Raw genomic sequence first — 25,552 nt, 5'->3', positions numbered from 1 at the left:
TCAGATCGTTGCGGTGTCGATCACGAATCGGTATCGCACATCGCTCTTGATCACGCGCTCGTAAGCATCATTGATGTCGCTCGCCGGGATCAGTTCGATTTCTGCACCGATGCCGTGCTCGGCGCAGAAATCGAGCATCTCCTGTGTCTGCGGGATACCGCCGACCATGGAGCCGGCGAGGCTACGACGGTTTGCGGCGAGCGAGAATGCTCGAACTTCGATCGGCTTCTCCGGCAGGCCCAGTTCGACGAGAGTGCCGTTGATGGCCAGCAGGGACATGTAGGCGTCGATGTCGAGATTGACCGAGACCGTATTGAGGATCAGGTCGAACTCGCCGCGAAGAGCCTTGAACGTCTCACGGTCGTTGGTCGCGTAGTAGTGATCGGCGCCGAGGCGGAGCCCGTCTTCTTTCTTGCCGAGCGTCTGGCTCAGGACGGTGACTTCCGCGCCGAGCGCCTTGGCGATCTTCACACCGACGTGACCGAGGCCGCCGAAACCGATGATGGCGACCTTCTTGCCTGGGCCGGCGTTCCAGTGCCGCAGCGGTGAGTACAAGGTGATGCCTGCGCACAGGAGCGGCGCGGCAACGTCGAGTTCGATGCCCTCCGGGATCGAGAGCACGAAGTGCTCGGTGACGACGATGTGTGTCGAGTAGCCACCCTGTGTGCGCTCGCCGTCGCGACCGGTGGCGTTGTATGTACCGGTCACACCCTTGCGGCAGTACTGCTCTTCGCCGGCGGTGCAGGCTTCGCACTCCCCGCACGAGTCGACGAAGCAGCCAACGCCGACGCGGTCGCCGACCTTGTGCTTGGTGACATCGGAACCCACAGCGGCGACGACGCCGGCGATTTCGTGTCCAGGGACGATCGGGTACTTGGCTCCGCCCCACTCGTTGCGAGCTGTGTGGATGTCGGAATGGCAGATGCCTGCAAATTTGATGTCGATGAGAATGTCCAGTGGACCGAGCTCGCGGCGTTCGACGGTGGTCTTCTCGAGGGGGCCGTCAGCGGACGTCGCGGCATAAGCAGCAGCAGTAACCATGCACACATGCCTACCCGTGCATGGAGGGACCTGCAAATCGCAGGCCCCTCCATGACTAGTTCTTTACGTGATTTACCCGGCGTCGCGCTCGGCTTGCTCGGCGCGACGACGAAGGCGCCTCGCGGCCGCAACCATGTTGCGCAGCGAAGGCTCGAGCTGCCAAGGATGGCGAGTCTTGAGGCCGCCGTCCGGGTTTGCCCACAAACGATCGAGAGAGATCGATTCGCTTGCCTCAGTGAGCAATTCGTCGAGCTCGTCGATGTCGGGAATCCGAGCCGAGCGAGATTCGTAGACACCGGGGCCGACGCCGTGCGTGAGCGCGCCTTCCTTTAGTGCCTCGAGAACCCACGTGATGGAGCGGGTCGCGACGATAGCCGTCACATCTGCGTCCAACCGTTCGATGGCGTCGACCACCGACGACCGAGCGGAGTACGTCAGATGTGTGTGGATCTGTGTTTCCGGCTTCGCTCCACCTGTTGCCAGACGGAACGCGTCGACGGCCCACTCCAGGTAGGCCTCCCGGCCGTCCTCACGCAGTGGCAGCAGTTCACGAATTGCCGGCTCGTCCACCTGGATGATGGCGATTCCGGCGGCTTCGAGATCCGCGATTTCGTCTCGAATGACAAGTGCCAGTTGCTCTGCCGTTTCGTAGAGCGGCTGATCCTGACGAACGAACGAACGAGCGATCATGGTGACCGGACCCGTCAGCATGCCCTTGACCGGCTTGTCGGTCAGCGACTGCGCGTAGGCAATCCACTCGACCGTCATCGGCTTCGGACGTGCGATGTCGCCGTAGAGAATCGGCGGACGCGTACAACGAGATCCGTAGGCCTGAACCCAACCGTTGTGCGTGAAGGCATAGCCCTCGAGCAGTTCGGCGAAGTACTGGACCATGTCGTTGCGCTCGTGCTCACCGTGCACGAAAACATCGAGACCAATATCCTCTTGCAGACGGATTGTGCGCTCGATCTCTTCCTGGATGCGCTTGTAGTAGTCGTCCCACTCCAAACGCCCCTGGCCGAGTTCGTAACGCGCCTGGCGAATCGCGTCGGTCTGCGGGAACGAACCCAATGTCTGGGCCGGAACCAAGGGCAGGTTCAACCGTTCCTGCTGAGCTTTACGACGCTCCTCGTACGGTGCACGCACACGATCTTCGGGCTTGATCGCGTTGACCCGAGCACGGACAGCGTGCTTGAGCTTGAAGTGCACCTTCGTCGGACGCTTACGCCACTTGTCCGAAGGACCTTCGGTGAGTGCCTTCGCCAGGGAGACGACCTCGCCGACCTTCTGCTTCGCAAAAGCCAGACGGTCTGCGACGTCTCCCGGAATGTCGTACTCGGAGAGCACGTCGTACGGCACGTGCAGCAGCGACGACGACGTGGAGACGACGAGGTCGGGCACAACGTCCTTGAGTTCGTTCAGGTACGTCAAGGTGTTGAACCGGTCGACGCGCCAGACGTTGCGACCGTCGACGACGCCCGCGTAGATGCGCTTGCGCTTGATGTTCGGCACCGCGGCCAGTTCCTCGGCCGTGATCTTGCCGTGCACCAAGTCCAGACCGAAGGCTTCGATCTTGGTGGGCGCCAAGATGTTGAGGGCTTCGCCGAACTTGCCGTACGGACCCGTCACCAACAGGCGCGGGCGGAGCGGAGCCGTCGACAGCTTCTCGTACGCACGTCCCAGAGCGGCTAGCTCCTCGGGGGTGCGGTCCTCGGTCACCGAAGGCTCGTCCAACTGAACACAGGTGGCACCGGCCTTGGCGAGCTGCTCGAAGAGCTTCTCGTACTCGGGCAGGAGCGCGTCCAACAAGTCGAGCGGGGTGAAGTTCGGATCGGACTTCTCGGTGGCAGGTCCGACCTTCGAGAGCAGAAGCAGCGAGACGGGCCCCATGATGACGGGGCGCAATTCGATGCCGCGCGCCTTAGCGCGTTCGAACTCGTCGAGAAGTGCCTCCGAGTTGAGCGAGAACACCGTGTTCGCGTCGATCTCGGGCTGACGGTAGTAGTAGTTCGTGCCGAAGAAGCGCACCAGCTCGAGAGGCGGGAAGTCCGGGCGACCGCGGGCCATCGTGAAGTAGAAATCGAGCGGATCGAGGGCGCCCTCGAGCGGCTTGAACCGCTCCGGCACTGCGCCGAAGAGCAGCGCATTGTCGAGGACGTGATCGTAGAAGGAGAAGGTGTTGCCGGGAACCTGGCTCAATCCCGTCGCAGCCAATTCGCTCCAGGTCGATTCCTGGAGTTCCTTGGCGACCGCGAGGAGTGCGTCCTTGTCCGAAGTGCCGTGCCAGTAGGACTCGAGGGCGCGCTTGAGCTCACGGCGCGGCCCGATGCGCGGATACCCCAGGACGCTGGAGCCGAATGCTGCAGTGCTGCTGGACATGCGGTCGACCTTTCTAACCGAGGGGCGCGAGCGCCCTGTGCGCCTTTGTGGTAGCCGGAACTACCAGAAAGGCGCACAGGGGCGTTGGGCCTTAGCTTGCCTGCTTGGTGGAGCGACCGTTGTCGGCGTATTCGTAGAAGCCCGCGCCGGACTTCTTGCCGGTCAATCCGGCTTCGACCATACGCAGGAGCAGCGGCGGAGCGGAGTACAGCGGCTCCTTGAACTCTTCGTACATGGAGTCGGCGATGGACTTGACGGTGTCGAGGCCGACCAGGTCGGTCAGCGCCAGCGGACCCATGGGGTGCGCGAGGCCCAGAACGGTTGCCTTGTCGATGTCTTCCTTGGTGGCGAAGCCCGACTCGACCATGCGGATCGCCGAGAGCAGGTACGGCACGAGGAGCGCGTTGACGACAAAGCCGGAGCGGTCGGCACTGCGGACGACCTGCTTGCCGAGGATGTCGCTGGCAAAAGCCTCGGCGCGCTGCGAGACGGAGGCACTGGTCTTGAGCGTTGTCACCAATTCGACGAGCGGCAGAACCGGCACCGGGTTGAAGAAGTGCATACCGATGACTCGCTCGGGACGCTTGGTCGAGATGCCGAGCTTCATGATCGGGATCGACGACGTGTTGGACGCGAGAACCGCATCCGGGTCCGTCACGACCGCGTCGAGCTCGGCGAAGATTTCGCTCTTGATCTTCTCGTCTTCGACGACGGCCTCCACGACGAGCTGGCGGTCCGCGAAATCGCCCAGATCGGAGGTGAAACGCAGACGCCATGCGGCCTGCTCACGCTCGCGTTCTGTGATCTTTCCGCTGCTCACGCCGCGGTCGAGCGAACGCAGGATGCGTGAACGCCCGGCTGCTGCAAGCTCGCGAGTCTGCTCGAAGACCAGAACATCGACATGTGCGCGGGCGCACACCTCGGCGATTCCGGCACCCATGATTCCGGCGCCGATAACGCCGACGCGCTGAATTTTTTCGCTGGTCACGTCAGCTCCTTGTTTGTCTCGTGGAGTTTGTCTGGTGAAGGTGTTGCAGTCTGATCAAGGTGTTGCAAAGAAAGCACTTCGAACTGCGTCGACACTGGTGGCCGACGCAATTGGAACTGCCTTGAAGACGAGAGAAAGTAGATCGGCGATACAAGCAGGGGAGAGACCCGAAGCCGAGCCTCTCCCCCACCCGAAGTCAGTTCTTAGTGGAACTGGCCCTCTTCGGTGGAGCCCTTGAGAGCTGCCGTCGAGGTGTTGGGGTCAACGGTGGTGGCGATGGTGTCGAAGTAGCCGGCGCCAACCTCACGCTGGTGCTTGATGGCGGTGAAGCCACGCTCTTCAGCAGCCTTGAACTCGCGCTCCTGCAGGTCGACGAATGCCGTCATGCCTTCGCGGGCGTAGCCGTAGGCCAGGTCGAACATGCCGTAGTTGAGCGAGTGGAAGCCGGCCAGCGTGATGAACTGGAACTTGAAGCCCATTGCGCCGAGCTCCTTCTGGAACTTCGCGATGGTCGCGTCGTCCAGGTGCGCCTTCCAGTTGAAGGAAGGGGAGCAGTTGTAGGCCAGGAGCTGGTCCGGGAATTCGCTGCGAACGGACTCGGCGAACTTCTTTGCAACCTCGAGATCCGGCACGCCGGTCTCCATCCAGATGAGGTCTGCGTACGGTGCGTAAGCCTTGGCGCGAGCGATGCAGGGCTCGATGCCGTTCTTGACGCCGTAGAAGCCTTCAGCCGTGCGGGTTCCGTCGAGGAACGGGCGGTCACGCTCGTCAACGTCGGAGGTGATGAGGGTTGCGGCCTCAGCGTCGGTGCGGGCGATGATGACGGACGGAACGTCCGCAACGTCGGAAGCCAGGCGAGCCGAGGTCAGGGTGCGGATGTGCTGCTGCGTGGGGATGAGCACCTTGCCACCGAGGTGGCCGCACTTCTTCTCCGAAGCAAGCTGATCCTCCCAGTGGACACCGGCAGCGCCGGCGCCGATCATGGCCTTCTGCAGCTCGTAAGCGTTGAGAGCGCCACCGAAGCCGGCTTCGGCGTCGGCAACGATCGGAGCGAGCCAGTTGCTGACGGAGGTGTCACCCTCGGTCTTGGCGATCTCGTCGGCGCGCAGCAGTGCGTTGTTGATGCGACGAACGACGGTCGGAACCGAGTTGGCCGGGTAGAGGCTCTGGTCCGGGTACGTGTGGCCCGATAGGTTAGCGTCGCCGGCAACCTGCCAACCGGAGAGGTAGATGGCCTTCAGGCCGGCGCGAACCTGCTGCACAGCCATGTTGCCGGTAAGTGCACCGAGGGAGTTGATGTAGTCCTCGTTGTTCACGAGATCCCACAGGATCTCGGATCCGCGACGAGCGAGGGTCTGCTCCTCGACGACGGTGCCCTGGAGCTTGACGACCTGATCGGCCGTGTAGTTACGAGTAACGCCCTTCCAGCGAGGGTTGGTGTCCCAATCCTGCTGGAGCTCAGCTGCGGTCTTCGGGGTGCCGGTGGTCGACATCAAGACTCCATCTCTTTGATCTGCTGGTCCGGCCTGTTGTGAGCAGTACGTGCGTACTACTTCACATACTTGCCAGGCCCTTCTTGTGTACTTACCGAGAATGGCACATCGAAAAAGTGCCGTCTACCTGTTGCTAATGCCAATCTTCGCTACCTTTTCAACACACTTTGCTAAGTCTGTGAAGATTCCTACACGGCGAGCACTACCCATTCGGACAGGTTCCGTACTGGTGAGTAGTAATGAAACCGCAGGCTGTGAACGAAATGCACTCAACTCCGCCACTAGTGAATTACGCCTGTTCGCGCAGCGCACGGAACGGGCCTGTCCGCTACTTCGGAGTCAACTTCATTGCCCGCAAGTGACCGCAATCACTTCATCGCAACAGCATTCGCGCGAGCACTTTCCCGAGATCGAGGTCTCGCAAAGCCCCCGACAACCCGTTCGCCGGCCATATGCTGTCGAACCATGACTTGTCGTTCGACGCCCTCGACACCACTGAACGGGCGATAAAGCTGTGCCGGACAACTATCAGCAGCCACCGAACAACCAGGCATGGTCGCAATCCGGGCCTCAACCGCCGCAGTTGGGATACCGGGCCGCGCCGCAGTCATATCCCCCACCGCAGGGATTCCCGCCTGGTCCGCCACGTGGAAATCCGCCGCCACGACGACCCGGCTGGGTGATTCCGGTATCGATCATCGGTGTCATCACCGTGTTGGCTCTCTTCGGCGGGCTTGCATGGGTTCTGTGGCCGAAGGACGTCCCCAATTCGACAGCCGGTGGAGCCGCCCACACCACCACCGCCGCGAACAGACCCGGCACCACCGGTGCCACGACAACTGCTCCCAGCACGACATCCCCGACGACCACACGCGCCGCGAACTTCCCGGCAGGCGCGTCCGCCTGCCCCGGCGGGCAGCCTGCCGGAAGTTACAAGGAGTCCGCGACCAGCGGGGGTAAAACATCGTGCGAGTTTGCCGAGGCAGTTCGGATCGCCTACGGAAACTCCGGTGCCGCCGGTCGATCCAGCACGGTTTCCGCACGTAGTCCGGTGACCGGCAAGGAGTACACGATGGCGTGCAAGGTGGCCTCCGGCATCGTCACCTGCACCGGCGGAGACAACGCGGTTGTGTACCTCCGCTGACGTGCATACTTGCGGCGGTAGCAACCCGGCGCTTGTCGTTCCAGTGTCGCCCTCGTCGTTCCAGTGTCGCACTGACGGATCCTCCGATAGCGTGACCGCATGCCCCTGTACGAGTTTCGCTGTACCGGCTGCGGCCCACTCGAGCGGTCGTTCGCGATGACCGAAGTGCCCCAGTCGATCAGTTGCCCCCAGTGCAGTCTCGAGTCCAAGCGGGTGGTCTCGTCTCCCCGGTTGAGTCACGCGTCGTCGGCCGCGATGGGTCTGCTGGACAGCACTGCTCGATCGGCTCACGAGCCTGCCGTGGTCAGTGGGTCACTACCCGGCCGCGGCCGAAAAACTGCCCCGACCACATCCAATCCGTTGCACCGCAAGCTGCCTCGCCCCTGAGCACCCTCGCCGCGAGTCACGATCCGACACGAAAGTCCTGCCGCCACGAGTTTTCCGTTTCTTCGAGAATGAGGAGTGCATATGCCTGAACTGCTGTTTCCACTCGATTCCGCCAAGAAATTCACCGACCAGGCGATCGTCGGCCACAATCGGTGGCACCCGGACATCCCGGCAGCGGTGACGGTGAAACCCGGTGATGCGTTTCGTGTCCATTGCCGCGAATGGTTCGACGGCGCAATCCACAACGACGACTCCGCCGACGACATTCTCAATGCGCCACTGACCACGGTCCACACGCTGTCAGGCCCCTTTTCCGTCGAAGGCGCGAAGCCCGGCGACTTGCTGATCGTCGACATCTTGGATATCGGTCCCATCCCCCAAGAGGATTCTGGTCCGTTGGCCGGCCAAGGCTGGGGGTACACAGGCATCTTCCCCCGGAACAACGGCGGCGGCTTCCTCACCGAACAGTTCCCCGACGCGTACAAGGCTGTCTGGGATTTCTCCGGACAAACGGCGACGTCGCGTCACATTCCGCACGTCTCGTTCACAGGCATCGTCCACCCGGGACTCATGGGCACGGCTCCGTCGGCAGCCTTGCTCGCCAAGTGGAATGCCCGCGAGGGTGCCTTGATTGCCACCGACCCCAATCGGGTTCCCCCGCTTGCGCTTCCGCCTGAGCCCCGCGATGCCGTTCTGGGAACCTTGACCGGTGACGAGTACACACGCGTGGCCGGCGAGGCGGCTCGCACCGCTCCCCCGCGCGAGAACGGCGGAAATCAGGACATCAAGAACCTCACCAAGGGCAGCCGAATCTTCTATCCGGTGTTCGTGGACGGTGCGAACCTGTCGGTCGGCGATCTTCACTTCTCGCAGGGCGACGGTGAGATCACTTTCTGCGGTGCCATCGAGATGGGCGGCTTCATCGATCTTCGTGTGGACATCATCAAGGGTGGAATGGATACCTACGGTGTTTCCGAGAACGCCATCTTCATGCCGGGCAACACGGATCCGCAGTATTCCGAGTGGCTTGCATTCTCGGGCACGTCCGTCACGTTGGACGGCGAGCAGAAGTACCTGGATTCACATCTGTCGTACCAGCGTGCGTGCCTGCACGCGATCGAGTACCTGACCAAATTCGGGTACGCGCCAGAGCAGGCGTACCTGCTACTCGGTGCGGCACCGATCGAGGGCCGTCTGTCGGGTGTCGTGGATATCCCCAACTCGTGTTCGACGGTGTATCTCCCGACCGCGATCTTCGACTTCCCGCTCGCACCGTCGTCGAGCGGACCGTTCCAGATCGATCCCGGAATCGGCGCCCCTCGTTCGGAGAACAGGGTCTGAGCCTTCGGCCCGTGAGTGGTTAGGGAGTGCCAAGGCTCCTCAACCACTCACGGGGGCGGAGCCCCTGTGCGAAGACTGCGAACCCACCTTTGCGAAGCCGGACCGTCGCTCGTATCCTGGGAAAATGTCGAAAACCTTTGTCGGTGTCCGGCTCCGCCAACTGCGGACCGAGCGTGGGTTGAGTCAGGCTTCGCTGGCCAAGACGCTGGAGATCTCGGCAAGCTATCTCAATCAGATCGAGCACGACGTCCGGCCACTCACCGTGCCGGTCCTCCTGCGAATCAGTGAAGTCTTCGGTGTCGACACCACCTTCTTCTCCCCACAGGACGACACACGCCTGATCGCGGAAATGCGTGAAGTTGCCCTCGATCAGGAGATGGGTATCGACGCCGACGCCCACGAAATCGCGGAGATGGTCTCCACCCACCCCGGCCTCGCCAAGGCGATGGTGAATATGCATCGCCGCTTCCGCAACACGACGGCCCAGCTCGCCGCAGCGACGGAAGACCGTTTCTCGGACGGCAGTGGCAGCGGTTCGATCACCATGCCGCACGAGGAAGTGCGCGACTACTTCTATCAGCGACAGAACTACATCCACGATCTCGACACCGCAGCCGAAGAACTCACCGCCCGAATGCGCTTTCACCGTGGCGACGTCGCCGGCGAGATCGCCAGACGTCTCGAGTCCGTCCACGACGTGCAGATCGTTCGACGAGTCGACTTGGGCGAGAACATACTTCATCGCTACGATCCCGACACCAGGTTGCTGGAAATCTCCGCAAGGCTCTCGGGCGGGCAACAGGTCTTCAAGTTCGCGACAGAACTCGCGTACCTCGAACACGGCGAGCTGCTCGACTCGTTGGTGGCCGAGGGCAACTTCACCAGCGAAGCGTCGGTCTCCCTGGCGAAGCTTGGCTTGGCCAACTATTTCGCCGCGGCCACCGTGCTGCCCTACAGCCAGTTTCACGAGGTTGCCGAGGACTTCCGCTACGACATCGAGCGCATGTCTGCCTTCTATTCCGCGAGCTACGAAACGATCTGTCACCGCCTCTCGACCCTGCAGCGCCCCAAACTTCGCGGGGTCCCCTTCATGTTCGTACGTGTCGACCGTGCCGGAAACATGTCGAAGCGTCAGTCCGCCACCGGATTCCACTTCTCCACCAGCGGCGGTACGTGCCCGCTGTGGAACGTCTACGAAACGTTCTCATATCCGGGCAAGATCATGCCCCAGATCGCGCAGATGCCCGACGGCCGCCGATACCTCTGGGTTGCGCGCACGGTCGAACGTCGAGCGGCTCGATACGGACAGCCCGCAAAGATCTTCGCCATCGGATTGGGATGCGAGATTCGACACGCCCACCGACTCGTCTACAGCGACGGTCTGGATCTGGACGAGTCGAATCCGGGAACGCCGATCGGCTCGGGCTGCCGCGTCTGCGAACGCCTCAACTGTCCGCAGCGTGCCTTCCCCCCGTTGGGTAAAGACCTCGATATCAGCGAGCACCGGAGTTCGATTTCGCCGTACGTGATTCGCTGAGCGCACTGACTAACTCACGTGGTTGCGAAGGAACGCGACTGTGCGATCGAACGCAATCATCCCGTCCACGGTATCGAGGTCGAACTGATATTCGTGGTCCAGTGCAAGCTCGTGATCGTCCGGGTAGAACAGTGCGTCTACTTCGACGCCCAGACCGGCGAGCCGTTCTGCCATGGGTTTCGACTGGCTGGCAGTCAGCGGATCGATGTTTCCGCCGGTGATGAACGTCGCTGGAAAGGTCGAGGTGACATGCCCGAGTGTCGACATCTGACCCACTGCAGTCGACCCGTCGAAGTCCCTCCTTCCGAGGTATCCCCACAGCGATTGCTTGTCGACGCCCCAACCGAAGTACTTCCCCTGCGACAGTAGCGGTTTCAGATCGAAGACCCCACAGTCAAGGACAACTCCGCGTATCTGCTCGGGACGCAATGCCGGTTCCACACCCATTTCCGACGCGTAGTCAGGGCTGGTCATGACCGTCGCCAACTGACTGGACAACTGCGCGCCTGCCGAATCTCCCGCAAGAAAGAGATTGTTCGAATCGACATGCAACCTGTCCGCATTGCTCACAATGAATCGATACGCGTCGTTCAGTTGATTCACTGCGGTGGGGTAATACGCCTCCGGCCCCAGTGAATAGTCCACCGAAATCACAGTGAAACCTTGATTTGCCAACAGTTTGTAGTAACCGTCGGCATCAGTTCTCGATCCCGATACCCAGCCACCGCCGTGCACCCAGACCACCGTCGGTAGCGCCGAAGTGGACTCCGACGGGTAGTACACGTCCAGTTGCGCATCGTCGTCGCCGTCGCGGTACGACTGATCGAGAATCGAGACGATTCCTGACGGTGCATGCCTGTCGAGTTGTGCGTGAGTCGCTTCGGAGCCACCCGCTGACATCCACCGTACGAGGAGAACTCCCGGCCACGGACTGACGAGTGCCGCGGTTACCCCGGACAGCAGAATGACGACGAATACCGCCGCGATTCCGACAATGCGCCTTCGCCGTCTGTCGGGGGAAGACGCGCGCACAACAACTCCTGGGGTCGGATCGGATTCACCCAGGCTAGACCAAAAGGACTAGTCGAGAATTCCCCGGCAACACACCCGCGGCGCTTTGTCTGAAATGACCATTTTGCCAGTGGTTCACCATCATCCGACAACTAGCGGGTGTGTGCGTCGAGAAACTGAACCGTGCGATCGAGGGCAGTGAGACCGTCGGCATTGTCCAGATCGAACTGATACTCGTGACCGAGCGCCGGAACGTGATCGGCCGGATAGAACAGTGTGTCGACCGCAACTCCCCACCCCGTCAATTTGTCAGCCAACGGTTTCGACTGAGAATCTGTCAAAGGATCCGCGTTGCCGCCGCTGATGTAGGCAGGCGGAAATTGAGCGCTGACGTAGTTCAAGGTCGACATCTGATCCGCTGCGTCGGTACTCATGAAGTCACGCACGCCGGTATACGCCCAGAGGGACCGATCAACCCCCCACCCGATGATGCCGGGTCCGCCGACCATGTTCCCGACGTCGTAGATTCCACAGTTCAGGATTACTCCACGTAACTGATCCGGCCGCAGCGACGGGACCACGCCCACACGGTTCGCATACGCGGGATCAGTGATGAGAGTGGCGAGCTGACTCGAGAGTTGCGCTCCCGCAGAATCACCGGCGAGAACGACCGTCGTCGGATCAACATGCAGCCGTTCCGCATTCGCAACGACGTACGCGTGAGCGTCGTTGAGCTGCCGCACCGCTGTCGGATAGTGATGCTCAGGTCCGAGTGAGTAGTCCAGGGACACAACGGTGTAGCCACGAGAGGCCAGCAACTCGTAGTACGTCGCGTAGTTGGACTTGCTTCCCGAGATCCAGGCACCGCCATGAGTCCAGATCACCGTAGGTAATGCGGTCGTCGTCGCTGCGGGAAAGTAGACATCCAGGTATGCGTCGTCGTCATCGGCGCGGTACTGCTGGTCCTTGATCGAGTCGACGCCTTCGGGCGCATGCTTCTCGAGCGCCTCGGTGACTTTCACGGCATCACGATCGAAGACCCATCGCACGGTGAGTGCGCCAGGTCTCGGGCTCAGAACGAAGGCCAGAACCACGGCTCCGACCAGAACGAACACAATTGCCAGAGCCCACAGCAAGCGTTTGCGCCACCGATGCGGTGAAGGGTTCGTCATCGGGTTTCCTTCACTCTCGGCACAATGTCCGGATCAGCGTAACGCGACGCCGGTACTGTCAGGCGCGATCAGCCGAGTTCAGTGATCCGCCTCTGCGCGAGTGCCTTGACTTCGCCCTTGGCTACTTTGCCGCCTGCCGCCATCGGCAATTCGGCGACCGTCATCACGTACTCGGGTATGTACTCGCGGGTCACTCCTCGGCTCTGCAGCCAGGCGGTCAGGTCCACCGAACTCAGATCGTCATCGGCGGACACGACGACCGCACAGACCTTCTCACCGAACAGCGGATCGTCGACTCCGACCACGGCGACCAGTTCCACCGAAGGATGCGCGCGCACGTACTCCTCGACTTCGACCGCGGAAATGTTCTTGCCGCCTCGAATGATGATGTCGGCTTTGCGCCCGACCACACGCACCCGCCCGGTCTCGTCGATCTCGACGATGTCGCCGAGAAGCATCCAACCGTCGTCGGTGTACAACTCGTCGTTTGCATCGACGTCGCCCCAATAACCCTGGCACATCAGCGGGCCGTTGACCGCAGGCTGACCGCGACGAACGGAGCCGGTCACTTCCTTTGCCGCATCGTCGAATACACGAACTTGCATGCGATCGATGACGTGGCCGCACGTCTTCAGTCGGGTATCGGAACCGTCCGAAACCGTCGTCACCGAGACGGCGCCGGTTTCGTTTGATCCGTAGAACTGCAGGACAGCCGCTCCGGTACGTTGTTCGAAGGCCAGTGCCTCCGAATACGGCACGGCTTCACCACCGGTGAACATGAAACGAAGTGACGAGAGATCGGCCGATTCCGCGGCCTCCGAACGCAACAGCATCTTGAATTGTGTACTCACACAATTCAAAGCAGTCACCCGTTCGCGCTCGATCAACTCGATCATCACCGAAACGTCGAAGCGTTCCATGACGACGTTGCGAGCACCGAGTAGCGCCGGCAGGAAATGTGAGGTCCAGAGGCCGAATCCGAAAGGTGCCGGAACCGCGCCGAGGAACACCTCATCCGGACCGATCGCCGCCGCCTCGGCTGCAATCTCGGAGAAACCAACCCAACGATCCTCGGTTTGTGTGACCAGTTTGGGCAGGCCTGTTGTGCCGGAGGTCGAGTTCAGCATCGAAACAGCTGACGTGACAAAACACGGACTGGTTGCGGGGAACTGCTTTAGCTCGACCGGCAACGAGATGAGTTCGCCGTGTGCGCTCACGCGTTCGAAACTCACGTCTGCGCGTTCGTCGGCGAAGACGACGTCCAGTCCGGGATGCTCTGCCCGCAGACTCGCCACGAGTTCGGCGGTATCGACGCCTCGCAGCGTGCGAGTGGTGACGAGAACGGAGGCTTCCGAGCGGGCGATCAGATGAGAGATCTCGCGAATGCCCGAGCGCGAACCGATTCCGACGGCGACGCGGCCGGTACGAAATGCTGCGCAGAGAGCCGCATGAAAGACAGCGGTGTCGGGGAGCAACACGGCTACATGTCCGTACCCCTCACCAGCTAGATCCAGCGCCGACGCGATCGCATCGGCAGCCGCGTCGTACTGTTTCCACGACACCCTCGATTCCGGAGTGACAAAGGCGGTTTCGTCCGGGATGGTCTCAGACCAATGCCTGACCATTTCGCTGATGCTGACGCCGGCGAACCGGTCCGGATTCGTGGCGAATTCACCGACGGTGAAGTCGAGTGTCTTCGTTTCAAGCATGATCGTCGATCATCTCCCGTCGGCGCTGAGGACGCCCATCGATTGTTTGTACGCGTTGTCCAGTGTCGCTGCGGAATCGCATTCGCGGACGAGTTCGCCGCGCTGCATGACATATCCGCGGTCGACAACCGATTTCAGTGCAGTAAGTGCCGGTTCCGTCACGATGACGGTCACACCCTCGGCGGCCAGACCCCCGACCAGCGCTCGCAGCTCCGCGACGATTTTCGGTGCCAGTCCTGTCATCATCTCGTCGAGGAGCAACACCTTCGGGGTTTCCAGAAGGGCCCGCCCCAGAACCAACATCTGCTGCTCACCACCGCTGAGGACCCCGGCATAACTCTCCGAGCGTTCACGCAGGATCGGGAACCTCTCGAAAGCTGTTTCCACGGCTTCGGCTTTCAATCCCAGCAGGTCTGCGCCGACTCGTAGGTTCTCGCGAACGGACATTCGCATGAACAGTTGCCTGCCTTGGGGAACGTAGGCAAATCCGCTGCGGACACGATCCAGTGCCGATAATTTCTGGATCTCTCGACCATCGAATCTGATTGTCCCGGTGGCGGGAACCGAGCCGTAGATGGATCCCGCCAAGCTGGTCTTGCCTGCACCGTTAGGACCGACGATCGCTGTCACTTCACCGGCGGGGGCGACAAGGGAGACTTCCCGGACGGCGACAGCGGATCCGTATCGAACTGTGACTCTGTCGAGTTCGAGCATGTCAGGCGCCTTCCTCGTATTCGGAACCGAAATAGACTTCTCGCATCGCGTCGCTGGCCAAGCACTCCTGCGGTGGTCCGTAGAACGCCACTGATCCGAAATTGAGCAGCACGATCTTGGTGGCGAGCGCCGCGATGAGATCGACGTTGTGATCGACCAGGACTACTCCTTTGCCCTGCGCGGCAATCGATCGCACGGCACCGGAGATGGCAGCGATGCCGTCGTGATCCGCGCCGGCAAACGGTTCGTCCAACAGGAGAACATCGGGTTCGGTCGCCATCGCCCGCGCCACCTCGACCAGACGCTGCGCCCCCAAACTGAGATCCCCGCAAGCACTCTCGACATCGGTGACCGAGTATCGCACAGCAATCTCCCGGGCCCGCTGTGCTGTCCGGTCCCAGTTCTCGAACGGTCCTTTGATCGCCCACCACAGCGAGTGCAGAGGTGAGGTGATCTTGTGTCCGTACAGTCCCGGGATGATGTTGTCGACGGCGTCGAGTTCCGCCGCGAGCTGCGGATGTTGAAACGTGCGCGAGAGCCCTTGCCGTGCACGGCGCTCCGACGGCCCGGTCAAGGCAGCACCCGCGAGCGCGACGGTTCCGGAATCTGCTTGCTGTGTACCGAAGATGCAGTCCACCAGTGTGGTCTTGCCTGCCCCGTTCGGGCCGACCAGTCCGATCACCTCTCCCGGTCCGACGCTGAACGAGACATCGTCGACAGCGCGGACGCCGCCGTAGGACTTGTGGAGCCCGCTCACTTCGAGTAGCCGAGTCATCGATTGCCACGCTCCTTGTACAGACGGTTCATTCGACCCAGAACGTTCTGACTCCACCCGATCCCCCCACCAGGCGCGACGATGAGGATCACCAGGACGGCTCCGGCAAGCAGGAGTTCGCCGCTTCCCTGGTAGCCGGGCATGTTCAGCGTCACGATCACCACGATCAATGCACCGAGCGGAGCACCCCACGCCGAACCGCGACCGCCGATGATTGGCATGAAGATTGCGAGGAAAACAATACTGAGAGTGAAGGTTTCAGGAGTGACAGCTTGCACCGACACGGTGAACAGCGATCCGCCGGTCGACGCGATCGCGGCACCGATCGCCAGCGCCACGACGGTCAGGTGCGCAGGATTGACGCCGGAAGACCGTGCGACATTACGATTGTCGCGGGCAGCTTGCAACATCAGCCCCCACACCGATTTCCGGAGTCGATCGACAGCGACCGCGATCAGACACACGAACAAGATCGCGAACACGACCAATGCGTAGCGCGGTGGCTCCCAGCCGAACATCGTCGCAGTCTCGACGCCCGAGATCCCGGCCGACCCGCCGGTGAAACTCGGCCCGTCGATCAACCAGTGCTCGAAAGCGATACCGAACAACAAGGTCACCGCGGCAAGGTAGAAGCCGGAGAGTTTCTGTGTTGCCAAGCTGAGGAGTACTGCAACCGCTGCAGCGGCGAGGGCGCCGAGAATCCATCCCCACCACATCGACAACCCGGTCCGAACCGAGATCAGCGCAACGGCATACGCGCCGATCGCCGCATACGCGCTGTACGCCATCGACAGTGATCCCGCGAGCACGAATGGCACGTACATGCCAAGTGCGATCAGCGAATACGTCGCAGCGAGGAACACCAGATCCTGCCGGTACAGACTCGGCCCCATCCACAGCAGCACGGCAGCAACCACGACCACGGTGATCAGCGCTTCCCGTGACACAGCGAGCATCCCCGTCCGGGAACTGGAGGCTGGAGTGGGCGAATTTGACGTCAGCGGACTGGTGGAAAGCGAGGCCATCAGACGCGAACCTTCCTCGAGAGCAAGCCTTCCGGACGGAAAGCGAAGAACACCAGGGCAATCAACAGAATCGCGGTTTGAGCAGCACTCGCACCGAAGTAGTACGGGGCGAATACCTGGACGACGCCCAACACCATTCCGCCGATCAGCGGAGCCCAACTCCGGCCGGTACCACCGATGACGAGTGCGATGAATGCCGTCAGCGTCCATGACAGACCGCTCGTGAACTGAACACCGGCCTTAGGAGCGAACAGAAGTCCGGCGACGGCGGCAATCACACCCGCGAGGGTGAACGCGATGAGGCGTACCCGATCCACCGGCAAGCCCAGGACGCGGGCGGCATCCGGACTGTCGCCGACGGCGCGTAGCAGACGTCCCGAGGTGGACCGGTTCAGCCACAGTCCGATACCGACGAAGATCACGGCAGTTCCGACGACGAGTACAACGGTCGAACTGTCGACGGTGGCACCGAGCACCGATATCGGATCGAAGTCGAAGATCTTCTGCCCGGGAAGTGGTGTTCGGCCGAAGACAGTGCCGGCGAGCTGCTGGATCCCGAACAGTACTGCGGTCACAGCCACCAACGCCGGTAGTTCCCCACGACCCGAACGCTTCTGAACCTGTTTGACCACAAGCTTTTCCGTCAGGATCGACAGCGCCACCGCTACCGCGATCCCTAGCGGCATGGCAATCCAGAGAGCGAGCCCGTAATTGATCGCGACCCAACTCGACGCCATGGCCGCAGCCATCGCGTACGGGCCCATCGCAAAGTTGAAGAAATCGGCGCCGACCACCACGAGATACATGCCGAGGGCTATCAGTGAAAAGAATGCACCGATCTCGATGGCTGCGAGCCACAGTTGTGCGTCTGTCATGTCAAGGCTCCTCGGTTATCCGCACGGGGGTTGGTAGGAATCCCACGGATGGGCCGGCTTGTTGTCCTCACCGAATTCGACGAGCACCAGTCCGCAGAGGCTGTCCGGAGCCAGGTGATCCTGCGAGGAGAACGACAGTGTCAATCCGTCCTGGCCGAAGCTGGCGGGAAGTGCCGAAACCTGTTGAAGAGCATCACGAACGGCCGTTCGATCTCGGTGGTCGCCGGCAATCTCGATGGCCTCGGCCAACATCATGACGGCGTCGTACGCCTGTGCGTCGTAGGCGGTCAGTTGATAATCAGGCCCCTTCACCGCCTGCACCTTGCGACGCAGTTCGGCGGTTCTCGGGTTGTTCTCACTGAGCGAGCCCATGTACACCATGCCGCTCAACGCCTTCGGGTCCGCCAAAGCCCAAGATGCGGGCTGGTTTCCGATGGAAGCGAGTGAGAAGCGTTGCGTCTGCGGGGTGATCTTCGACAAGGTGTTATGCGCGAGGATTTCGAAGTGCCCGCCGATACTGGCGACCAGAATCGCGTCCGGTTCGGTTTCCGCGAGACGTGAGACCTGTGCGGTGATGTCCGCGGCATCGACCGGCGCCTTTTCGACGCCCGTCACTCTCGCGCACTTCTCGAGCGCCGGACGCAGGGTCTTGATGATTCCGTCGATGGACGCACTCGCGTCACCGAGAATTCCCAGGGACTTGTACCCCATCTTCTCGAAAGCCCCGCAGTACACCTGGGCGTACTGCTTCAAGGAGTTCGGAATCATGAACGAGTAGTCGTTGTCGGGCGCCGAGGCAAAGGCGTCGCTGAGAACGACCGGAGCTATCGCGGGAATCTTCGACTGCTGGAGAATCGACTTGGCCTGCAGCACCGACCCGCTGCCGGTGGCGAGGATGACCGCACTTGATCCGTGATCGACCAACTTCCGAATGATCGACGGGGTCTTGGTGGGACTGCTCTCGTCATTCTCGACAACCAATTCCACCTGCTTGCCGTTGATTCCGCCGGCCTGGTTGATCAGGTCGACAGTCATGCGCACGGTTTTGCCGGCGATCGTGCTGTACGACGCACCGGGCCCGGTGGAATCCTCGTCCAAACCGATGACGATGATGTCTTCGGGAATGACACCGGCAGATGCGCACGCGCTCGCCCCGAGGACCACTGCCGCGCAGACGGCAATCGCCTTTCCGAGTCTCACATCAATCTCCCGTCCAAACTCTGCTTGGTAAATCAAACAAGCGCTTGATTTACGAGTGTGGACAGAAGTATGCACTGGGTCACACCGATAGTCAAAATTCGAACTACACGCGCAGGAACTGCGGTGTTACGGCTTCTGCAGATGCCGGATCGAGGAGCTGAGTTCGCGAATGACGGACTTCAATTCATCGACATCAGAGCGGAGTTCGGCAAATTCGGAGGCAGGAGATACGGTCTGCGCTTCCTTCTTCGCCGTGCGCCGCGCAATGCGTGCCACCGGCTCGCCGTCGACGGAACGTGCGGCGAAGCCGTCCAGGAAAACCGAAATCAGATTGCGCTGCAGATCATCCGCCATCTCGGAAAGCTGCGGGCGATACTGCGCGACGGTGGACCAGACGGATTCACGCAGGAGACGGTGAAACTGTTCGGGATCGATGTCCTCTCGGAACTCCCCGTCCGCGATTCCGCGCGTGATGGCCGATCGCCAGTAACTGTGGGCCTTCTGCACCAGGACGGTGATGGGAGCGTCAGCCGGCTGCGACGAAAGAATGGCCTCGCCCTGATACACCTCTGTGGCATATGGGTGATCGACCGCGGAGGCGAAAGACACCGAAACCATCGTGGCCAGGCGATCGCGAGCCGAACCTTCCGGCTCGATCGAGTCCTCGTACCGGACGTTGAGATCTTCGAGGAACCGGACGACGATCTCGTTTGCTATCGCATCCTTGGAGTCGAAGTAGTGATAAAGGCTCCCGGAAAGGATCCCGACTTCGTCGGCAATGTCGCGCACCGTCGTCGCGGCGATTCCCCGCTCGCTGAACAGCTTGGCCGCATGAGCGAGTATTTCGTCCCGTCGGGTCGAGCGCACGAGAAGATCCTTCCGACGTTCCGATTGTCAAGCGAGTGCTTGATCGATTTCTCGTCGATGCTAACACCGCACCCCTGCTGACCTGCGGTGTGAGGTCCCGGACATCGAATGGAAACACCGGACACACACTTGTCACCGACAGTCATTCCACCGCAACAACTTCCACCTACTCTGTGCACTCGACGAATACAGCGTTGTATACGCACCCCGGATACAGATCTGTCAGAGCCATTGTCTGCCAGAGCCATCGACACGAAAGGCCCGTACATGCGAACCTTCTCGAAGCGCACCCTTGCCGCGCCGGCCGCTCTCGCCGCGCTGGGCTTGGTTCTCACCGGTTGCGGAAGCAAGGCGACAGACACCGCAGCGGGAGATTCGACGGCTACGTCGTGCGTCGACACCTCGGGAGACACGATCAAGGTCGGTTCCCTGAATTCACTCTCGGGCACCATGGCCATCAGTGAAGTGACGGTCCGCGACTCCATCTCGTTGGCGGTGCAGGAGATCAACGATTCCGGCGGTGTGCTGGGCAAGAAGATCCAGATCGTGGCAGAGGACGGCGCGTCGGAGCCGACAGTGTTCGCCGAGAAGGCCGAGAAACTGATCAGCAGCGATTGCGTCGCAGCAGTTTTCGGTGGCTGGACTTCCTCGAGCCGCAAGGCCATGCTGCCGGTGTTCGAGGACAACAACTCCTTGCTCTACTACCCGGTCCAGTACGAGGGACTGGAAGATTCGAAGAACATCTTCTACACGGGTGCAACGACCAACCAGCAGATCATCCCGGCTCTGGATTACCTGAAGGAGAAGGGCGTCAAGTCGCTGTATCTGGTCGGCAGCGACTACGTGTTCCCGCAGACCGCCAACCGCATCATCAAGGCGTACGCGGCAGCGAACGGCATCGAGATCAAGGGCGAGGATTACACGCCATTGGGCTCGACCGACTTCTCCACCATCGTGAACAAGGTCCGCACAGCCGACGCCGATGCCGTGTTCAACACACTCAACGGTGATTCCAACGTCGCGTTCTTCCGTGAATACTCGAATGTCGGCCTGAAGCCCGCCGACATGCCCGTCGTCTCCGTCTCCATTGCGGAGGAAGAGGTCGGCGGTATCGGAGTCCAGAACGTCGAAGGCCAGCTGACGGCGTGGAACTACTACCAGACCATCGACTCCCCCGAGAACAAGAAGTTCGTCGAGGCGTACAAGGCGAAGTTCGGCCAGGACAAGCCCACGTCCGATCCGATGGAAGCGGCATACACCTCCGTCTACCTCTGGAAGAACACCGTCGAGAAGGCCAACTCGTTTGCGGTCAAGGATATTCAGGACAACGCCGACGGTGTGACCTTCCAGGCACCCGAAGGACTCGTCACCATCGACGGCGACAACCACCACATCACCAAGACTGCCCGAATCGGCGAAATCCGTTCCGACGGACTGATCTACACGGTCTGGGATTCGGGACAGCCGATCGAGCCGGATCCGTACCTGAAGAACTACCCCTGGGCCGAGGGACTCGGCAGCTGATCAACGAAAGGCGGAATTGACGGAATCGACGAGTAGAGAGGTGGAGCGTCTGTCATGGATGTTGTGATCGGACAGTTGTTCACGGGTTTGAGTATCGGATCGATTCTCCTGTTGGCAGCGTTGGGATTGTCTCTCACGTTCGGGCAGATGGGTGTCATCAACATGGCACACGGCGAGTTCATCATGGCCGGCTCGTACACCGCATACGTAGTGCAGCAGGTGATCTCGAATGCGACGGGATCGTTGATCATTTCTCTGCTCGTCGGTTTTGTCGTCGGCGGACTGATGGGTGTCGTGCTCGAAGTGGTCCTGGTATCGCGAATGTACCACCGACCCCTCGACACCCTGTTGGTGACGTTCGGTGTCGGATTGATCCTTCAGCAGTTGGCACGAGACATCTTCGGGGCGCCGGCAGTCAATGTTTCGGCACCGACTTGGCTTTCGGGTGGGGTCGACATTTTCGGCGCCGTGGTCCCGAAGACACGAATCTTCATTCTGGTATTGGCGATCGCTGCGGTGATCGCGCTTTCGGTCGCGCTGAAGCAGTCGTCGATGGGTAGACGCATCCGCGCCGTCGTACAGAATCGCGATCTGGCCGAGACGAGCGGAATCTCTTCTCGTCGTACGGACATCACGACCTTCTTCCTCGGATCCGGACTCGCCGGCGTCGCGGGTGTCGCGTTGACGCTCATCGGTTCCACCAGCCCGACCATCGGCCAGTCGTATCTGATCGACGCCTTCCTGGTTGTTGTCGTCGGCGGTCTCGGTCAGATGAAGGGAGCTGTGATCGCAGCCTTCGCCCTCGGCATCTTGAACTCGTTCATCGAGTACTCGACGACGGCGTCGATCGCGAAGGTGATCGTGTTCGTCATCATCGTCGTCTTCCTTCAAGTCCGGCCACAGGGCCTGTTCGCAGTCAAGACGAGGAGCCTCGTATGAGCATCCTGAACAATTCCCGAATTCGGGTGTGGGGCGGTTTTGCACTCGCCGCCATCGTGCTGTTCGCCGTCGCTCCGGCTGCGCTCTCGGACTTCAGGCTGTCACTGTTGGCCAAGTTCCTGTGCTTCGCCATAGTCGCTGTCGGTATCGGTTTGGCTTGGGGCAGAGGTGGAATGCTCACGCTCGGCCAGGGGGTGTTCTTCGGGATCGGCGCCTACGTGATGGCGATGCACCTCAAGATCGCCGATGCCGAACTCAAGGGTGACGCGGTCCCGGACTTCATGTCCATCGCCGGCAAGACCGAACTGCCGGGATACTGGCAACCGTTCGCCTCGCCATTCGTGGCGATCTTCGCCATCCTTTTCCTGCCGGCCGCTGTTGCCTTTCTCCTCGGACTCAGTGTGTTCAAACGGAGAGTCAAGGGCGCGTACTTCGCGATCCTCTCGCAGGCACTCGCCGCGGCTTTTGCAATCCTCTTGATCGGCCAGCAGTCGATCGGTGGCAGCAACGGCCTCAACCGTTTTCGTACGTTCTTCGGTTTCAATCTCAACGATCCGGCGAACAAGCAGATGTTGTTCTTCATCGCTGCCGGAGTTCTTCTCGCGTCGGTCGCTCTCATTCGCCAGCTGATGAACTCCCGATACGGCGAACTCCTCGTCGCCGTCCGTGATCAAGAGGAGCGAGTACGTTTCCTCGGATACGATCCGGCGAACATCAAACTGGTCGCCTACGTGACCGCGGCGTTCCTTGCCGGTATCGCCGGCGCGCTGTTCGTTCCGATCGTGGGCATCATTTCCCCCGCCGACGTCGGGATCGTCCCGTCCATCGCCTTCCTCATCGGGGTCGCGATCGGCGGCCGCGCAACGCTTCTCGGTCCGGTACTCGGTGCGATCGGCGTCGCATGGGCACAGTCGACATTCTCGGAGAAACTCCCATCGGGATGGATCTACGCTCAGGGGCTGATGTTCATCGTCGTGGTCGGATTCTTCCCGGCAGGTGTGGCCGGATTGTTCGCCCTGATGCGCCACCGCAAGAAGCGTGAGACCCCGGCTGACCCACCGGTCAAGGTCTCCCAACCCGAACCAGTGGAGGTGTCGTCATGACCAACACAACCGCCACCAGCGAACCCACACCGGCACTGGGCGGCAACGCCGGAATGTCGTCCGAGTACCTCGAAGTACGGAACCTTTCGGTCAGCTTCGACGGTTTCAAGGCCGTCGACGGCGTCGACTTGACCCTCATGCAGGGCGACCTCAGGTTTCTCATCGGCCCGAACGGGGCTGGAAAGACAACGCTGGTCGACGCCATCACCGGACTCGTTCCCGCGACGGGTTCGATCACGAAGTCCGGCGAGCAACTGCTCGGCAAGAAGGTTCACAAGATCGCCCGCCTCGGCGTCGGGCGAACCTTCCAGACGGCAAGCGTCTTCGAAGAACTCTCGGTGCTGCAGAATCTCGACATCGCGGCGGGAGCCGGTCGATCGGCGTGGAACCTGCTCCGAAGGCGCAAAGGTGTGCTCCCCGAGATCGAGGAGGCTCTGGAGACAACCGGCTTGGAGCACCTCAGAGACACTCCCGCGGGCATTCTGGCGCACGGGCAGAAACAGTGGCTCGAAATCGGAATGTTGTTGGTGCAGAACTGTTCCGTGCTACTACTCGACGAGCCCGTCGCTGGGATGAGCCTGGAGGAGCGCGAGGAGACCGGAAACCTCCTGCGCCGCATCGGCGGTGCACGAACCGTCGTCGTGGTCGAGCACGACATGGACTTCATGCGATCGTTCGCCACGTCCGTCACAGTGCTCGCCGCTGGGAAAGTACTCGCCGAAGGAACTGTGGCGGAGGTTCAAGCCGACCCCAAGGTGCAAGAAGTCTATCTCGGCACAGCCGCTGCCGGAACCGATCTCGGCGCCGAAACCGAACCGACCCCGGAGGACTGAATCATGCTCGAGCTCGTCGACATCCGCGCCGGCTACGGACGCACCGAAGTAATCCACGGCGTTTCCCTGCTGGTTCCCAGTGACGGGGTTGCGGCAGTCATGGGTCACAACGGTGCGGGTAAAACCACCTTGCTGCGCGCCGCCGTCGGTCTGATCAAACCTACGCGGGGAAAGGTACTTCTGAACGGTGAGGACATCACCGGACTACGGCCGAGCGCCCGCGTCGCTCGCGGACTTGCCTACGTACCGCAGGGTCAGCAGTCGTTCGGACAACTGACAACTGCCGAGAATCTTCGAGTCGTTGCCGACGGGCGCAAACGCGGAAAGGCACTCATCGCAGAGGCATTGGATCTGTTTCCCGCGCTCACCACACTCCTCGACCGTCGTGCCGGGCTTCTCTCCGGTGGGCAGCGACAACAACTTGCCATCGCCCGCGCCTTGATCACCGAGCCCAAGATCCTCATCCTCGACGAACCAACCGAGGGCATTCAGCCCAACGTGGTCGCCGAAATCGAAAGAACCGTCATGGAACTCACCGAGCGCGGCGATCTCGGTGTCCTCCTCGTCGAGCAGCACATCGGTTTCGCGCTCCAATCTGCTCAGCATTACAGCATTCTCGCGGCCGGACACGTGACCTCGACCGGTGAGGGCGGCACCACGTCCACCGAGGCGGTTCGTCGAGCGATGGCAATCTGACATGAGTGTGCGGCCGCCGCTGCGCGAACAGGTTTACCGGTCGATCCGAAACGATCTGATGTCCGGTCAGATCGCGCCCTCGGAACGACTAGGCGAGGAACGCCTGGCCCATCTCTACGGCGTCTCGCGAACACCGGTCCGCGAGGCGCTCGCAAAGTTGGAATCCGACGGGCTCGTCGAACGCGACGAACACGGCCTCTTTCCGTACCGACCGCACCTCGACGAGTTGGGTGGCCTCTACGAGCTGCGCATACTCCTCGAGGTGCACGGACTTCGGCGGGTACTCGATGGTGAAGCCCCCGTCCATGACAAAGACGCGCTCGGTTCCGAACTGGACCGGTGGTACGCGTTTCGCAAACAGATGCCGTCGCCGGACGCCGGTTTCGTGACTCTCGACGAGGAGTTTCACATTGCGCTCCTCGCCTCGTCCGGCAACCACGCACTGGTCGACGCTCTTCAGGCCGTCAACTCGAAGCTGCGCCCCGTGAGGATGTTCGACTACCTGACTCCCGACCGTATGAAGGCCACCGTGGAGGAACATATCTCCGTCGTCGAACTGGTTCTGGACGGCAAGATTCCGCAAGCGCACGAGGCACTGGTATCGCACATCGACATCTCTCGCGCGGTCGTACTCGACCGCGCTCGGCAAGCCCTCTCGTTGGCCGCTATGGCGAATGCCGTGCGGAATTGATCAGGTTCGTGTCGCTGACTCGAGGGTCACGACTTCGGTGACGTGGTCTCTCGTCAGGGGGATCAGCAGAGACTCCCCCGGTACGGTTGGCTTCGGACCGAGTTCAGA

Annotated in this window: 23 protein-coding genes; 10 read left to right on the top strand and 13 right to left on the bottom strand. The window is 61.3% G+C overall.

Going from position 1 to position 25,552, the window contains the following annotated elements; translation table 11 throughout:
* The 4 genes from R4P65_RS00460 to aceA form a co-directional block, all read right to left on the bottom strand.
* Positions 1-1,041 carry an NAD(P)-dependent alcohol dehydrogenase gene (locus R4P65_RS00460; protein ID WP_230816887.1) on the bottom strand — a complete coding sequence of 347 codons (1,041 nt, stop codon included), beginning with the start codon at positions 1,039-1,041 and terminating at the stop codon, positions 1-3.
* A gap of 72 nt (positions 1,042-1,113) precedes the next feature.
* Complete coding sequence (metE, locus tag R4P65_RS00455; RefSeq protein ID WP_019744430.1) at positions 1,114-3,420, bottom strand: 5-methyltetrahydropteroyltriglutamate--homocysteine S-methyltransferase; 2,307 nt, start codon at positions 3,418-3,420, stop codon at positions 1,114-1,116.
* Between the two features lie 91 nt (positions 3,421-3,511).
* Complete coding sequence (locus R4P65_RS00450; protein ID WP_003941541.1) at positions 3,512-4,408, bottom strand: 3-hydroxybutyryl-CoA dehydrogenase; 897 nt, start codon at positions 4,406-4,408, stop codon at positions 3,512-3,514.
* Between the two features lie 203 nt (positions 4,409-4,611).
* A complete protein-coding gene (aceA, locus tag R4P65_RS00445) occupies positions 4,612-5,901 on the bottom strand; it encodes an isocitrate lyase (protein ID WP_003941533.1) in 1,290 nt (429 codons plus the stop codon).
* Between the two features lie 514 nt (positions 5,902-6,415).
* On the opposite strand from aceA, the gene R4P65_RS00440 reads away from it, so the two are divergent.
* The 4 genes from R4P65_RS00440 (at position 6,416) to ramB (ending at position 10,310) form a co-directional block, all read left to right on the top strand.
* Positions 6,416-7,045: a serine/threonine protein kinase gene (locus R4P65_RS00440; RefSeq protein WP_317825090.1), complete on the top strand. Its 630-nt coding sequence runs from the start codon at positions 6,416-6,418 to the stop codon at positions 7,043-7,045.
* A gap of 99 nt (positions 7,046-7,144) precedes the next feature.
* A complete protein-coding gene (locus R4P65_RS00435; RefSeq protein WP_317825089.1) occupies positions 7,145-7,432 on the top strand; it encodes an FmdB family zinc ribbon protein in 288 nt (95 codons plus the stop codon).
* Positions 7,433-7,513: 81 nt separating this feature from the next.
* Complete coding sequence (fmdA, locus tag R4P65_RS00430) at positions 7,514-8,773, top strand: formamidase (protein WP_019744435.1); 1,260 nt, start codon at positions 7,514-7,516, stop codon at positions 8,771-8,773.
* A gap of 124 nt (positions 8,774-8,897) precedes the next feature.
* Complete coding sequence (ramB, locus tag R4P65_RS00425) at positions 8,898-10,310, top strand: acetate metabolism transcriptional regulator RamB (RefSeq protein ID WP_317825088.1); 1,413 nt, start codon at positions 8,898-8,900, stop codon at positions 10,308-10,310.
* A 9-nt stretch (positions 10,311-10,319) separates the two neighbouring features.
* Here the strand turns inward: ramB and R4P65_RS00420 are convergent, their stop codons facing one another.
* From R4P65_RS00420 to R4P65_RS00380, 9 genes are all read right to left on the bottom strand, one after another.
* On the bottom strand, positions 10,320-11,342 hold the full coding sequence (locus R4P65_RS00420; RefSeq protein ID WP_317825087.1) for an alpha/beta hydrolase: 1,023 nt from the start codon (positions 11,340-11,342) through the stop codon (positions 10,320-10,322).
* A gap of 131 nt (positions 11,343-11,473) precedes the next feature.
* A complete protein-coding gene (locus tag R4P65_RS00415) occupies positions 11,474-12,493 on the bottom strand; it encodes an alpha/beta hydrolase (protein WP_317825086.1) in 1,020 nt (339 codons plus the stop codon).
* Positions 12,494-12,561: 68 nt separating this feature from the next.
* On the bottom strand, positions 12,562-14,202 hold the full coding sequence (locus R4P65_RS00410) for a class I adenylate-forming enzyme family protein (protein ID WP_317825085.1): 1,641 nt from the start codon (positions 14,200-14,202) through the stop codon (positions 12,562-12,564).
* 9 nt (positions 14,203-14,211) lie between these two features.
* Positions 14,212-14,916, bottom strand: coding sequence for an ABC transporter ATP-binding protein (locus R4P65_RS00405; protein WP_124567899.1), 705 nt, complete (start codon positions 14,914-14,916; stop codon positions 14,212-14,214).
* Between the two features lies 1 nt (position 14,917).
* The gene (locus R4P65_RS00400) at positions 14,918-15,691 is read right to left on the bottom strand and encodes an ABC transporter ATP-binding protein (protein WP_317825084.1); all 774 of its coding nucleotides are present in this window, start codon (positions 15,689-15,691) and stop codon (positions 14,918-14,920) included.
* Entirely contained in the window at positions 15,688-16,716 is a 1,029-nt protein-coding gene (locus tag R4P65_RS00395) for a branched-chain amino acid ABC transporter permease (protein WP_317825083.1), read from the bottom strand. The genes R4P65_RS00400 and R4P65_RS00395 overlap by 4 nt, the downstream gene beginning before the upstream one ends.
* Positions 16,716-17,591, bottom strand: coding sequence for a branched-chain amino acid ABC transporter permease (locus R4P65_RS00390; protein WP_020906730.1), 876 nt, complete (start codon positions 17,589-17,591; stop codon positions 16,716-16,718). The genes R4P65_RS00395 and R4P65_RS00390 overlap by 1 nt, the downstream gene beginning before the upstream one ends.
* A 15-nt stretch (positions 17,592-17,606) precedes the next feature.
* Positions 17,607-18,791 (bottom strand): ABC transporter substrate-binding protein, encoded by a 1,185-nt coding sequence (locus R4P65_RS00385; RefSeq protein WP_317825082.1) that lies wholly within the window; start codon positions 18,789-18,791, stop codon positions 17,607-17,609.
* A 126-nt stretch (positions 18,792-18,917) separates the two neighbouring features.
* Positions 18,918-19,658 (bottom strand): helix-turn-helix domain-containing protein, encoded by a 741-nt coding sequence (locus R4P65_RS00380; RefSeq protein WP_317825081.1) that lies wholly within the window; start codon positions 19,656-19,658, stop codon positions 18,918-18,920.
* 267 nt (positions 19,659-19,925) lie between these two features.
* Between R4P65_RS00380 and urtA the strand changes: the two genes are divergently transcribed.
* The 6 genes from urtA to R4P65_RS00350 are packed head-to-tail and all read left to right on the top strand — an operon-like array spanning position 19,926 to position 25,444.
* Positions 19,926-21,182 (top strand): urea ABC transporter substrate-binding protein, encoded by a 1,257-nt coding sequence (gene urtA, locus R4P65_RS00375; RefSeq protein WP_317825080.1) that lies wholly within the window; start codon positions 19,926-19,928, stop codon positions 21,180-21,182.
* A gap of 54 nt (positions 21,183-21,236) precedes the next feature.
* Positions 21,237-22,121: an urea ABC transporter permease subunit UrtB gene (gene urtB / locus R4P65_RS00370; RefSeq protein WP_095970422.1), complete on the top strand. Its 885-nt coding sequence runs from the start codon at positions 21,237-21,239 to the stop codon at positions 22,119-22,121.
* Complete coding sequence (urtC, locus tag R4P65_RS00365) at positions 22,118-23,224, top strand: urea ABC transporter permease subunit UrtC (protein WP_317825079.1); 1,107 nt, start codon at positions 22,118-22,120, stop codon at positions 23,222-23,224. The genes urtB and urtC overlap by 4 nt, the downstream gene beginning before the upstream one ends.
* A complete protein-coding gene (gene urtD / locus R4P65_RS00360) occupies positions 23,221-24,057 on the top strand; it encodes an urea ABC transporter ATP-binding protein UrtD (protein WP_070796597.1) in 837 nt (278 codons plus the stop codon). The genes urtC and urtD overlap by 4 nt, the downstream gene beginning before the upstream one ends.
* A 3-nt stretch (positions 24,058-24,060) precedes the next feature.
* Positions 24,061-24,753, top strand: a complete 693-nt coding sequence (gene urtE, locus R4P65_RS00355) for an urea ABC transporter ATP-binding subunit UrtE (RefSeq protein ID WP_003941544.1) — start codon at positions 24,061-24,063, stop codon at positions 24,751-24,753.
* Between the two features lies 1 nt (position 24,754).
* Positions 24,755-25,444, top strand: a complete 690-nt coding sequence (locus R4P65_RS00350) for a GntR family transcriptional regulator (RefSeq protein WP_230816873.1) — start codon at positions 24,755-24,757, stop codon at positions 25,442-25,444.
* The last annotated feature ends 108 nt before the right edge of the window (positions 25,445-25,552 follow it).

This window comes from Rhodococcus sp. IEGM 1318 (assembly GCF_033142465.1).
Classification (GTDB): Bacteria; Actinomycetota; Actinomycetes; order Mycobacteriales; family Mycobacteriaceae; genus Rhodococcus_F; species Rhodococcus_F qingshengii_B.
Note: the sequence above shows the minus strand (reverse complement) of the source record. Positions and strands in the feature narration are given on the sequence as shown.

What these genes read in the sequence shown, in the direction of transcription:
- metE (WP_019744430.1), bottom strand. Translation starts at nt 3,420, where the DNA reads ATGTCCAGCAGCACTGCAGCATTCGGCTCCAGCGTCCTGGGGTATCCG.
- R4P65_RS00415 (WP_317825086.1), bottom strand. Translation starts at nt 12,493, where the DNA reads ATGACGAACCCTTCACCGCATCGGTGGCGCAAACGCTTGCTGTGGGCT.
- R4P65_RS00410 (WP_317825085.1), bottom strand. Translation starts at nt 14,202, where the DNA reads ATGCTTGAAACGAAGACACTCGACTTCACCGTCGGTGAATTCGCCACG.
- aceA (WP_003941533.1), bottom strand. Translation starts at nt 5,901, where the DNA reads ATGTCGACCACCGGCACCCCGAAGACCGCAGCTGAGCTCCAGCAGGAT.
- urtD (WP_070796597.1), top strand. Translation starts at nt 23,221, where the DNA reads ATGACCAACACAACCGCCACCAGCGAACCCACACCGGCACTGGGCGGC.
- R4P65_RS00395 (WP_317825083.1), bottom strand. Translation starts at nt 16,716, where the DNA reads ATGGCCTCGCTTTCCACCAGTCCGCTGACGTCAAATTCGCCCACTCCA.
- urtC (WP_317825079.1), top strand. Translation starts at nt 22,118, where the DNA reads ATGAGCATCCTGAACAATTCCCGAATTCGGGTGTGGGGCGGTTTTGCA.
- R4P65_RS00460 (WP_230816887.1), bottom strand. Translation starts at nt 1,041, where the DNA reads ATGGTTACTGCTGCTGCTTATGCCGCGACGTCCGCTGACGGCCCCCTC.
- fmdA (WP_019744435.1), top strand. Translation starts at nt 7,514, where the DNA reads ATGCCTGAACTGCTGTTTCCACTCGATTCCGCCAAGAAATTCACCGAC.
- ramB (WP_317825088.1), top strand. Translation starts at nt 8,898, where the DNA reads ATGTCGAAAACCTTTGTCGGTGTCCGGCTCCGCCAACTGCGGACCGAG.
- R4P65_RS00405 (WP_124567899.1), bottom strand. Translation starts at nt 14,916, where the DNA reads ATGCTCGAACTCGACAGAGTCACAGTTCGATACGGATCCGCTGTCGCC.
- urtE (WP_003941544.1), top strand. Translation starts at nt 24,061, where the DNA reads ATGCTCGAGCTCGTCGACATCCGCGCCGGCTACGGACGCACCGAAGTA.
- urtA (WP_317825080.1), top strand. Translation starts at nt 19,926, where the DNA reads ATGCGAACCTTCTCGAAGCGCACCCTTGCCGCGCCGGCCGCTCTCGCC.
- R4P65_RS00390 (WP_020906730.1), bottom strand. Translation starts at nt 17,591, where the DNA reads ATGACAGACGCACAACTGTGGCTCGCAGCCATCGAGATCGGTGCATTC.
- urtB (WP_095970422.1), top strand. Translation starts at nt 21,237, where the DNA reads ATGGATGTTGTGATCGGACAGTTGTTCACGGGTTTGAGTATCGGATCG.
- R4P65_RS00400 (WP_317825084.1), bottom strand. Translation starts at nt 15,691, where the DNA reads ATGACTCGGCTACTCGAAGTGAGCGGGCTCCACAAGTCCTACGGCGGC.
- R4P65_RS00350 (WP_230816873.1), top strand. Translation starts at nt 24,755, where the DNA reads ATGAGTGTGCGGCCGCCGCTGCGCGAACAGGTTTACCGGTCGATCCGA.
- R4P65_RS00435 (WP_317825089.1), top strand. Translation starts at nt 7,145, where the DNA reads ATGCCCCTGTACGAGTTTCGCTGTACCGGCTGCGGCCCACTCGAGCGG.